The 10,820-nt window shown below is 70.3% G+C and carries 7 protein-coding genes; 5 read left to right on the top strand and 2 right to left on the bottom strand.

Going from position 1 to position 10,820, the window contains the following annotated elements:
- Nucleotides 1-20 precede the first annotated feature (20 nt).
- Nucleotides 21-623 (bottom strand): hypothetical protein, encoded by a 603-nt coding sequence (locus tag ACYUED_RS07270; protein WP_491291468.1) that lies wholly within the window; start codon nucleotides 621-623, stop codon nucleotides 21-23.
- Nucleotides 624-1,042: 419 nt separating this feature from the next.
- Between ACYUED_RS07270 and ACYUED_RS07265 the strand changes: the two genes are divergently transcribed.
- The 5 genes from ACYUED_RS07265 to ACYUED_RS07245 are packed head-to-tail and all read left to right on the top strand — an operon-like array spanning nucleotide 1,043 to nucleotide 9,043.
- On the top strand, nucleotides 1,043-3,970 hold the full coding sequence (locus tag ACYUED_RS07265; protein ID WP_491291467.1) for a nitrate- and nitrite sensing domain-containing protein: 2,928 nt from the start codon (nucleotides 1,043-1,045) through the stop codon (nucleotides 3,968-3,970).
- The gene (locus ACYUED_RS07260; protein WP_491291466.1) at nucleotides 3,967-4,404 is read left to right on the top strand and encodes a roadblock/LC7 domain-containing protein; all 438 of its coding nucleotides are present in this window, start codon (nucleotides 3,967-3,969) and stop codon (nucleotides 4,402-4,404) included. The genes ACYUED_RS07265 and ACYUED_RS07260 overlap by 4 nt, the downstream gene beginning before the upstream one ends.
- Nucleotides 4,405-4,413: 9 nt before the next feature.
- A complete protein-coding gene (locus ACYUED_RS07255) occupies nucleotides 4,414-4,809 on the top strand; it encodes a DUF742 domain-containing protein (RefSeq protein WP_266530668.1) in 396 nt (131 codons plus the stop codon).
- 24 nt (nucleotides 4,810-4,833) lie between these two features.
- Entirely contained in the window at nucleotides 4,834-8,457 is a 3,624-nt protein-coding gene (locus ACYUED_RS07250; protein ID WP_491291465.1) for a hydantoinase B/oxoprolinase family protein, read from the top strand.
- Nucleotides 8,438-9,043: a GTP-binding protein gene (locus ACYUED_RS07245; protein ID WP_491291464.1), complete on the top strand. Its 606-nt coding sequence runs from the start codon at nucleotides 8,438-8,440 to the stop codon at nucleotides 9,041-9,043. The genes ACYUED_RS07250 and ACYUED_RS07245 overlap by 20 nt, the downstream gene beginning before the upstream one ends.
- A gap of 77 nt (nucleotides 9,044-9,120) precedes the next feature.
- Here the strand turns inward: ACYUED_RS07245 and glpK are convergent, their stop codons facing one another.
- The gene (gene glpK / locus ACYUED_RS07240; protein WP_491291463.1) at nucleotides 9,121-10,632 is read right to left on the bottom strand and encodes a glycerol kinase GlpK; all 1,512 of its coding nucleotides are present in this window, start codon (nucleotides 10,630-10,632) and stop codon (nucleotides 9,121-9,123) included.
- Nucleotides 10,633-10,820 lie beyond the last annotated feature (188 nt).

Below are 10,820 nucleotides of genomic sequence, written 5' to 3'. Positions count from 1 at the left end.
CGCCGTGCAGACGCCGCGGGTCAGGGGTGTGACAACCTCCCGGACCCGCCGCGCCGGCGTATCCGCTCCTGGGTCCGCTCGGTGGCCTTCAGCTGCCGTCGGGCCCGGCGACGCTCGCGGCGCAGGGTCCGGGCGCTGCTGCTGGGTGTCGATACCACTCCGTCGCGCTGGTTCCAGACCTGACGGGTCACCCAGACGTCGAGGGCGCCCCAGGTGGCCACCACCGTGCTGACGACGCTGCTGATGACCATCGGGAAGGCGAGCCAGGATCCGGCGATGGTGCACAGGAAGGCCACCATCGCCTGTATCAGCGTCACAGCGATGATGATCACCGCTCGCACCGCCGCCGTACGCACCGGATCGGGCATCCGACGCCGCCGCGCCGGCTCCTCGACCCACAACGGCGCGTAAGGCGACCGCGGTTCGTTCTTCCCCAGCGCAGCAGCCGCCTTGCCCGCGGACTCTGCCGCTCCATCACCCGCCCCCGCCGGTACACCGCGGCTGTCTCTCACCGCGTGCGTGTCCGCTGGAATGTCGCGATCCCGTGCCTCTTGGCCCGGCTGCCCTGTCAGCTGTGCCGCCAAGCCGTCCCCGGGCGCCTCGCGCCGCTCCGCCGTGCCCATCAACGTGTCACTCCCCACCGCCAGCAGACCGCTCGCCCCGTGCCCGATGGCACGGCTCCCCAGTGGCTGCCCGGCTTGCGCTGTTTTACGCCGCCAGGGTGCGGGATACGGCTCCTGTGGCTCATTCCGCATCCATTCCCCGTAGAGAAGGACGAACGAGGCGCCCCGAAGATTCCCACGGAGCGTAAATTTCAGGCCAACTGGCCGGGTAGGTCGGCCGGATACGTTTCTGCGGTCCTCCAGGGAATCGGGGAGGCAATCTCCCGCAATGACCGGACAACTCCCCATGTCTCGTCGCCCGCGCGGAAGTTCAGCTTCCGGGCTGCTCTTCGAGATATCTGTGCGTCGGTAGTAGGCTCGCGCCGTTTGTTGACGTACATGTGTACCCCCGGCTGCCGGGGGTCGAGCAGGGGGAGGCCATGCGCTTTCGCGGGAAGTCGATCCGCCGGAAGATCGTGGCGCTGCTTCTCGTGCCGCTGGTGTCCCTGACCGCGATCTGGGGCTTCGCCACGGTGCTCACGGGACGCGAGGCAGAAGATCTGTTCAACGTGTCGGACGTGGTGGAGAAGATCGGGTATCCGATGGAGGACACCGTCCGTGTCCTGCAGCAGGAGCGCCGACAGACCCTCGTCTACCTGGCCGACCCCCGGGCCGCAGATGGCCTCGCCGATCTCAGGCGCAGCCGGACCGCCACGGACAAGGCCGCCGCCGAGATCCGGAAGAACGCCAAGAACCCCGATGTGCGCGACGCGATGGGCGACGGCACGGGCGAGCGTCTGAGTGCCGTGCTGGACGCGTTCGACGGCATCGAGGCCCTGCGCCGCAGCGTCGAGGACGGCACCGTCGACCGCGCCCAGACCCTCGACCTCTACAACCGCCTGGTCGACCCCTGCTATGTCCTGCTCGCCAATCTTCACGTCGTCGACAACGTCGAGATGGACAAGCAGTACCGCGCACTCGTCAACCTCGCCCGGGCCCGCGAACTGCTCTCCCGCGAGGACGCCCTTCTCGGCTCCTCGCTGATCGTCGGCAAGCTCACACGCGACGAGAGCCGCGACATCTCCGACCTCGGCGCCCAGCGCAGCCTGATGTACGACGTCAACCTGCCGCTGCTGCCCTCGTCGGACCGCGAACGCTACGAGCGGTTCTGGAAGAACGCCGCTACCGCCCCGCTGCGCGTGGCCGAGCAGGACGCCGTCTCCTCCGCCGACGGCAAGCCCGGCGAGGTCACGGCGCAGAGCTGGGACACATCCGCCGGCAACGTGCTCGACAAGCTCGGCACCCTCAACGACCAGGCGAGCGACCGCTATCAGGACCGCGTCCGCCCGGTCGCCGTGGGAGTCATCGCCAAGGCGGCCGTCGCCGGCGTATTCGGCCTGGTCGCCCTACTGCTCTCGCTCTTCCTGTCCGTGCGCGTCGGCCGCGCCCTCATCCGCGACCTGAGGCAACTGCGACTGGAGGCCCACGAGGCGTCCGGCCTGCGGCTGCCCAGCGTCATGCGGCGCCTGTCCGCGGGCGAACAGGTCGACGTGGAGACCGAGGTCCCGCGCCTCGAGTACGACAAGAACGAGATCGGCGAGGTCGGCCAGGCCCTCAACACCCTGCAGCGCGCCGCCGTCGAGGCCGCCGTCAAACAGGCCGAACTGCGCGCCGGGGTCTCCGAGGTGTTCGTCAACCTCGCCCGGCGCAGCCAGGTCCTCCTGCACAAGCAGCTCACCCTCCTCGACACCATGGAGCGCCGGACCGAGGACACCGACGAGCTCGCCGACCTTTTCCGCCTCGACCACCTGACCACCCGTATGCGACGGCACGCCGAGGGCCTCGTGATCCTCTCCGGCGCCGCCCCTTCCCGGCAGTGGCGCAAGCCCGTCCAGCTCATGGATGTCGTCCGGGCCGCGGTCGCCGAGGTCGAGGACTACGAACGCATCGAGGTCCGCCGCCTGCCGCGGATCGCCGTCACCGGTCCAGCCGTCGCCGACCTGACCCACCTCGTGGCCGAACTCCTGGAGAACGCCACGGTGTTCTCCCCACCGCACACGGCCGTCCAGGTCCTGGGCGAGCGGGTCGCCAACGGCTTCACCCTGGAGATCCACGACCGCGGCCTCGGCATGGCCGCCGACGCTCTTCTGGATGCCAACCTCCGGCTCGCCGAGACACCGGAGTTCGAACTGTCCGACACGGACCGGCTCGGCCTGTTCGTGGTCAGCCGGCTCGCCCAGCGGCAGAACGTCCGAGTCTCCTTGCAGCCGTCCCCGTACGGCGGCACCACCGCGGTCCTCTTCGTCCCCGACGCGCTGCTGACGGACGACGTCCCCGACACCAACGGCATCGGCTTCCGCCTCGACCGGCCCCACCCGACGAAGGAGGCCGAACTGGAGGAGAGCCGCCGCACCGCGCTCTCCCCGATGCCCGTACCCCTTCCCGGTCGGCCCGCCGCACTTGTGGACGGCCCGGTCGAACTGGAGGCGCCGGTCGACCTCGACGCCGTCGAGGACTTCCCGGGCGCGCTCGACGACGAGGACAGCGAGCGTGGCGGCATCTTCCGCCCTCGCCGCTCCATCGCCCTCGCGCGCGACGAGACGACCGGCCGCAGCGACCGTCCCCTCCACGACGACTCCGGCATCCATGAACCGGCCCGCATCGATGCTGCCGACGACATCGGCGAGCCGGTCCGGCTGTCCCGTCGCCGTACACCCAAGCTGGTCAGCTCACACGGACGCCCGGTCACCGAGCAGCGCTCGCGCCGCGAGGACGCCGCCGAGGAACCGCCGACGAGCCCGGGCGTCCGACCCGAGCCGGAAGCCGCAGCCCCGGCGCCCCCGCGTCCCCGGGACGAGGAGTCCGCGGGCGGCCGCGGTACGAGCCGGCCGGACCAGAAAGCCGCGCCACCGCTGCCGACCCGGCGGCGCGGAGCCTCGCCGCTGCGCCCGGGTGCGGGTGGACCCGACCGGCCCGGTGAGGGCGTTGTGTCCCCGGCATCCGAGCGACCGGGTCCCGGTGAAAGCCCGCAGGCTCCCGCCCTCCCCATGCGCAACCGTCCCGCCGCGATCACCATGGGCGAGGGCACGGTGGCCAGGCGCCCCGGCACCGCCCCGCAGGAGGCCGGCTCCGGCTCGGGCCCGCTGCCCCGGCGCGTACGGCAGGCCAACCTGGCCCCGCAGCTGAAGCAGAACCGGCGGGACACGGAGGGCGCCCCGGAGCCCGTGGAGCGGGACGCCGACGAGGTCCGCAGCCGGATGGCCTCGCTCCAGCGCGGCTGGCAGCGCGGCCGCGACGAGAATGCCGCGGGTGACGACGCCCGGAGCGGCACAGCACCACAACGAACGACAAGGGGGGACGGTCGATGACCGCACCGAAGACGACCGGCCACACCGCGACCAACAAGTCCGGGGAGCTCAACTGGCTCCTGGACGATCTGGTGGACCGCGTCGCGAGCATCCGCAAGGCCATCGTGCTGTCGGGCGACGGCCTGCCGACGGGTGTGTCCAAGGGCCTGACCCGGGAGGACAGTGAGCACCTCGCCGCCGTCGCCTCCGGATTCCACAGCCTCGCCAAGGGCGTGGGCCGCCACTTCGAGGCCGGCAACGTCCGGCAGACGGTCGTCGAGCTGGACGAGGCCTTTCTCTTCGTGACGGCCGCCGGCGACGGCAGCTGCCTGGCCGTCCTCTCGGACGCCGACTCGGACGTCGGCCAGGTCGCTTACGAGATGACGCTCCTGGTGAAGCGGGTCGGGGTGCATCTGGGCGCTGCCCCGCGCACCGATCTGTCCGCAGGCGGGTAGTGAGATGTCATGAACGCTGACGGGCAGGGAAGAAGCCACTGGTTCGACGACGAGGCCGGACCGGTCGTCCGTCCGTATGCCATGACGCGCGGCCGTACCACCAGTGAGGGCCAGCATCGCCTCGACCTGATCGCGGTGGTCGTCACGGAGCCGCAGGCGGACGACCCCGACGCCGACGCGATGCTGTCCCCGGAGCATGTGGACATCGTCGATCTGTGCCGTGCCGCTCCCCAGTCGGTCGCCGAACTCGCCGCCGAACTCGATCTGCCCATCGGAGTGGTGCGCGTCCTCATCGGCGACCTCGTGGCCGGCGAATTCGTCCATGTGACCCGGCCCGTACCCCCTGCCGAACTGCCGGACGAGAGTATTCTGCGCGACGTGATCAACGGCCTCCGGGCACTGTGAGCGGCGCGGAATCGAGGTACTGAGGTGGCTGGCTGGCAGTTCTGGGTCGATCGGGGCGGCACGTTCACCGATATCGTCGCGCGGCGCCCCGACGGCCGCCTGCTGACGCACAAGCTGCTGTCGGAGAACCCGGCACGCTACTCCGACGCGGCGGTCGCGGGCGTCCGCGAACTGCTGGCCGACTCCCAGGACCCCGTCGAGGCCGTCCGCATGGGAACGACGGTCGCCACCAACGCGCTCCTGGAACGCAAGGGCGAACGCACCCTGCTGGTCGTCACCCGCGGCTTCCGGGATGCCCTGCGCATCGCCTACCAGAACCGCCCGCACATCTTCGCCCGCCGCATCGACCTCCCCGAGCTGCTCCACGAGCGCGTCGTGGAGGTCGACGAGCGCATCGCCGCAGACGGCACCGTCCTGCGCGCCCCCGACCTGGACGCCCTTGTCGGCCCCCTTCGGGAGGCCTACGGCGACGGCATCCGCGCCGTCGCCGTCGTCTGCATGCACAGCCACCTGCACCCCGCCCATGAGCAGGCCGTCGGCGCCCTGGCCGCCCGCATCGGCTTTCCGCAGATCTCGCTGTCCAGTGAGGTCAGCCCGCTGATGAAGCTCGTGCCGCGCGGGGACACCGCGGTCGTCGACGCCTACCTGTCGCCCGTCCTGCGCCGCTACGTCCAGCAAGTCGCCGACGAACTCCGAGGCGTACGGCTGATGTTCATGCAGTCCAACGGAGGGCTCGCCGAAGCCGGTCAGTTCCGTGGCAAGGACGCCATCCTCTCCGGGCCGGCCGGAGGCATCGTCGGCATGGCCCGTATGTCGCAGCTGGCCGGCTTCGACCACGTCATCGGATTCGACATGGGCGGCACCTCCACCGATGTCTCGCACTTCGCGGGCGAGTACGAGCGCGTCTTCACCACACAGATCGCCGGTGTCCGACTCCGCGCCCCCATGCTCGACATCCACACCGTCGCGGCCGGCGGCGGCTCGATCCTCCACTTCGACGGATCCCGCTACCGCGTAGGACCGGACTCGGCGGGCGCGGACCCGGGGCCCGCCTGCTACCGCGGCGGTGGCCCGCTCGCCGTCACCGACGCCAACGTCATGCTCGGCCGGATCCAACCCGCGCACTTTCCCAAGGTGTTCGGCCCGGGCGGAGACCAGCCTCTCGACGCGCCGCTCGTCCGCGACCGCTTCGCCGCCCTCGCGCGCGAGATCCGCACCAGGACCGGAGACGACCGCACGCCCGAGCAGGTCGCCGAGGGCTACCTGCAGATCGCCGTCGCCAACATCGCCAACGCCGTCAAGAGGATCTCCGTCCAGAAGGGCCATGACGTCACCCGCTACACCCTCACCACCTTCGGTGGTGCGGGTGGCCAGCACGCGTGCATGGTCGCCGACTCGCTCGGCATCCGCACGGTCCTCGTACCGCCCATGGCAGGCGTCCTGTCCGCGCTGGGCATCGGCCTCGCCGACACGACCGCCATGCGCGAACAGTCCGTAGAGGCACCCCTGGAGCCGGCTTCCATGCCGGCCGTCCTCAAGACGGCCGACGACCTTGAGGGAGCCGCCCGCGCGGAACTTCTGGCCGAGGACGTCCCCGAGGAGCGCATCCGGATCACCCGCCGCGCGCAGGTGCGCTACGACGGCACCGACACCCCTCTCACCGTCGAGCTGACCGAGCCCGACACGATGCGCCACACCTTCGAAGAACGTCATCGCGCCACGTACTCCTTCACGCTGGAGCGCCCGATCGTCGTCGAAGCCCTCTCCGTCGAAGCCACCGGCATCACACAACCCCCCGATCTCTCTGTGCTCGCCCCCTACGAAGCCGCCCGCGCCGGCGGCTCGGCCGCGCCTGTCCGCCTCCACACCGGCGGCGCCTGGCGCGACGTACCCCTCCGCCGCCGCGAGGACCTCCCTCCCGGCGACACCGTCACCGGCCCCGCGATCATCGCCGAGGCCGGCGCGACGACCGTCGTCGACGACGGCTGGCAGGCCGTGGCACGGGACGACGGGCATCTGGTCATGGAACGCGTGACGATTACGCAGAGTTCCGATCTCGACACAGAAGCTGATCCGGTTCTCCTCGAGGTTTTCAACAACCTCTTCATGTCGATCGCCGAACAGATGGGCGCCCGGCTGGAGTCCACCGCCCAGTCCGTCAACATCAAAGAGCGCCTCGACTTCTCCTGCGCCCTCTTCGACCCGGACGGAAACCTGGTGGCCAACGCCCCTCACATCCCCGTCCACCTGGGCTCGATGGGCACGAGCGTCAAGGAGGTCATCAGGCGCCGGGGCACCTCGATGCGGCCCGGAGACACGTACGCCGTCAACGACCCGTACCACGGCGGCACCCACCTGCCCGACGTCACCGTGATCACCCCCGTCTTCGACACGCAGGGTGACCGACTCCTCTTCTACGTCGCCTCCCGCGGCCACCACGCCGAGATCGGCGGCATCGCGCCCGGCTCCATGCCCGCGAACAGCCGGACCATCGAGGAGGAAGGCATCCTCTTCGACAACTGGCTGCTCGCCGAGAACGGCCGCTTCCGCGAGGCGGAGACTCTCCGGCTCCTCACCGAGGCGCCCTACCCCTCCCGCAATCCCAGGACCAACCTCGCCGACCTGCGTGCCCAGATCGCCGCCAACAGGAAGGGCGTCGACGAAGTCGGCCGCATGATCGAGAACTTCGGCCTCGACGTCGTCCAGGCGTACATGAAGCACGTCCAGGACAACGCCGAGGAGGCCGTACGCCGGGTCGTCGACACCCTCGAGGACGGCGAGTGCGCCTACGAGACCGACTCGGGCGCAGTCATCCGGGTACGCGTGCGCGTGGACCACGAAAACCGCTCCGCGACCGTGGACTTCACCGGTACGTCCCCGCAGCTGACGAGCAACTTCAACGCGCCCTTCGCCGTGGTCAACGCGGCCGTCCTGTACGTGTTCCGCACGCTCGTCGCCGACGACATCCCGCTCAACGACGGCTGTCTGCGCCCCCTGGACATCGTCGTGCCGCCCGGCTCCATGCTGGCGCCCGAGCCGCCGGCCGCCGTCGTCGCGGGCAACGTCGAGACCTCCCAGGCCATCACCGGCGCCCTCTATGCAGCGCTAGGCGTCCAGGCCGAGGGCTCCGGAACCATGAACAACGTCACCTTCGGGAACGAGCGCCACCAGTACTACGAGACCGTGGCCTCCGGTTCCGGCGCGGGCGAGGGCTTCCCCGGCGCTCCTGTCGTGCAGACCCACATGACCAATTCGAGGCTCACCGACCCCGAGGTCCTGGAGTGGCGGCTGCCCGTCCGGGTCGACGAGTTCGCCGTCCGGTACGGCAGCGGCGGCGCCGGACGGTGGCACGGCGGGGACGGTGCGGTGCGCCGCATCCGCTTCCACGAGCCCATGACGGTCTCCACCCTGTCCCAGCACCGCAGGGTCCCGCCGTACGGCATGGCGGGCGGCGAGCCCGGCGCGCTCGGCGCCAACCGTGTGGAGCACGCGGACGGCACGGTCACCGCGCTCCGCGGCAGCGACTCCGCCGAGGTCGGACCCGGCGACGTACTCGTCATCGAAACCCCAGGCGGCGGAGGCTATGGTCTGCCGTCGTCCCACCCCCATGAAGCAGGAGAAGAGATCGATGATCTTCGGGCGTTCTGAGCGCGGGAAGCCACCGGTCGAGCCCGTCACGCTCAAGATCCTGGTGGCCGGCGGCTTCGGCGTGGGCAAGACCACCCTCGTCGGCGCGGTCAGTGAGATCAGGCCGCTGCGCACCGAGGAACTGCTCACCGAGGCCGGCCGCCCGATCGACGACACGAGCGGCGTGGAGGGCAAGCACACCACCACGGTGGCCATGGACTTCGGCCGCATCACCCTTCGCGAGGACCTCGTGCTGTACCTGTTCGGCACGCCCGGTCAGGAGCGGTTCTGGTTCATGTGGGACGAGCTCTCCGAGGGCGCCCTCGGTGCCGTCGTGCTCGCCGACACCCGCCGCCTGGAGGACTGCTTCGCCGCCGTCGACTACTTCGAGCGGCGCTCCATACCCTTCGTCGTCGGCGTCAACTGCTTCGAGGGATCGGCCCGTTACCCCGCCAAGGACGTCCGCCGGGCCCTCGACCTGGACGACGACGTACCGGTCGTGCTGACGGACGCCCGTGACCGGGAGTCCGTCAAGGAGGTCCTCATCGGCGTGGTCGGGCACGCGATGGCGCACGCGGCCGGCCGACGGGAGCCCGTCGCGACCTGAACCGCGCGGAGGCGGCCCGTACCCCCGCCGACCGGGGTACGGGCCGCTGCCTACGGCTCACGCACGCGCGCGTGTGCCTAGTTCTCGCCGTCCTCCTCCCAGCCGAAGCTCTTCTCAACGGCCTTGCGCCAGTTGTGGTACTCGCGGTCGCGTACGGACGCCTCCATGGAAGGTGTCCATTCGACGTCCTTCTGCCAGTGGGACTTCAGCTCGTCGAGGTCGTTCCAGACGCCGGTGGCGAGTCCGGCGGCGTAGGCGGCGCCGAGACACGTGGTTTCGGAGACCTTCGGCCGTACCACCGGAACGTCGAGCACATCCGCCTGGTGCTGCATCAGCAGGTTGTTCTTGGTCATGCCGCCGTCCACCTTCAGGGTGGTGATGTGCACCCCGGAGTCCTGGTACATGGCGTCCACGACCTCGCGCGTCTGCCAGCTCGTCGCCTCCAGCACGGCCCGTGCGAGATGCGCCTTGGTGACGTAGCGGGTCAGCCCAGTGATGACACCGCGCGCGTCGGAGCGCCAGTACGGTGCGAAGAGGCCGGAGAAGGCGGGCACGATGTACGCGCCGCCGTTGTCGTCGACGCTCTCCGCCAGGGGCTCGATCTCGTCGGCGGTACGGATGATGCCCAGCTGGTCGCGGAACCATTGCACGAGGGCGCCCGTTATGGCTATCGACCCCTCCAGGCAGTAGACCGGTGCCTCACTCCCGATCTTGTAGCCCATCGTCGTCAGCAGCCCGCTCTTCGACGCCACCGGCCGGTTGCCCGTGTTGAGCAGCAGGAAGGAACCCGTGCCGTACGTGTTCTTCGCGGTGCCCACGTCGTAGCAGGCCTGCCCGAACACGGCCGCCTGCTGGTCGCCGAGGGCCGACGCGACCGGCACTCCGGCCAGCTGGCCGACGGCACTGCCGTACACCTCGGCCGAGGACCTGATCTCGGGCAGGACGGCCTCGGGGATGTTCATCGCGGAGAGGATGGACGGGTCCCACTGCAGGGTTTCCAGGTCCATCAGCATGGTGCGCCCGGCATTGGTCACGTCGGTGACGTGCTGTCCGCCGTCGGTGCCGCCCGTCAGGTTCCAGATGAGCCAGGAGTCCATGGTGCCGAAGGCGATCTCGCCGTTCTCGGCCCGTGCCCGGAGGCCGGGCACGTTGTCGAGCAGCCAGGCCGCCTTCGGGCCGGAGAAGTAGGTGGCCAGCGGCAGTCCGGTCTGCTCGCGGAAACGGTCCTGCCCGTCCGCGCCGCCGAGCTGGTTGACGAGACCCGCGGTGCGCGTGTCCTGCCACACGATCGCGTTGTGCACGGGCTTGCCCGTCGCGCGGTCCCACAGGAGCGTGGTTTCGCGCTGGTTGGTGATGCCGAGCGCGCTGAGCTGGTCGGAGCGCAGTCCGGCCTTGGCGATCGCTCCGGCGACCACCGCCTGCACCTTGGACCAGATCTCCGTGGCGTCGTGCTCGACCCAGCCCGGTTTCGGGAAGATCTGGCGGTGCTCGCGCTGGTCGACGGCGACGATCGCGCCGTCCTGGTTGAAGACGATGCAGCGGCTGGAGGTGGTGCCCTGGTCGATAGCGGCGACGAACTTGTCCGTCATGACGTCCCCTTCGTCGTTCCTTCGGGAGGCTGCTTTGGATCAGAAGGCTGCTTTGAGGATGAGCCCGGGAAGCGCCCCGCCGATCAGCGGTCCGACAACCGGGATCCACAGGTGACTCCGGTCCGGGCGTGGTCACGGGCCACGGGTCGCGGTGACGGCATGGCCCGTGCGCCCGCCGTGCGACGGTC

The organism is Streptomyces sp. DF42 (assembly GCF_058267695.1).
The sequence above is the reverse complement of the archived record's forward strand: the minus strand, read 5'-3'. Positions and strand labels throughout refer to the sequence as shown.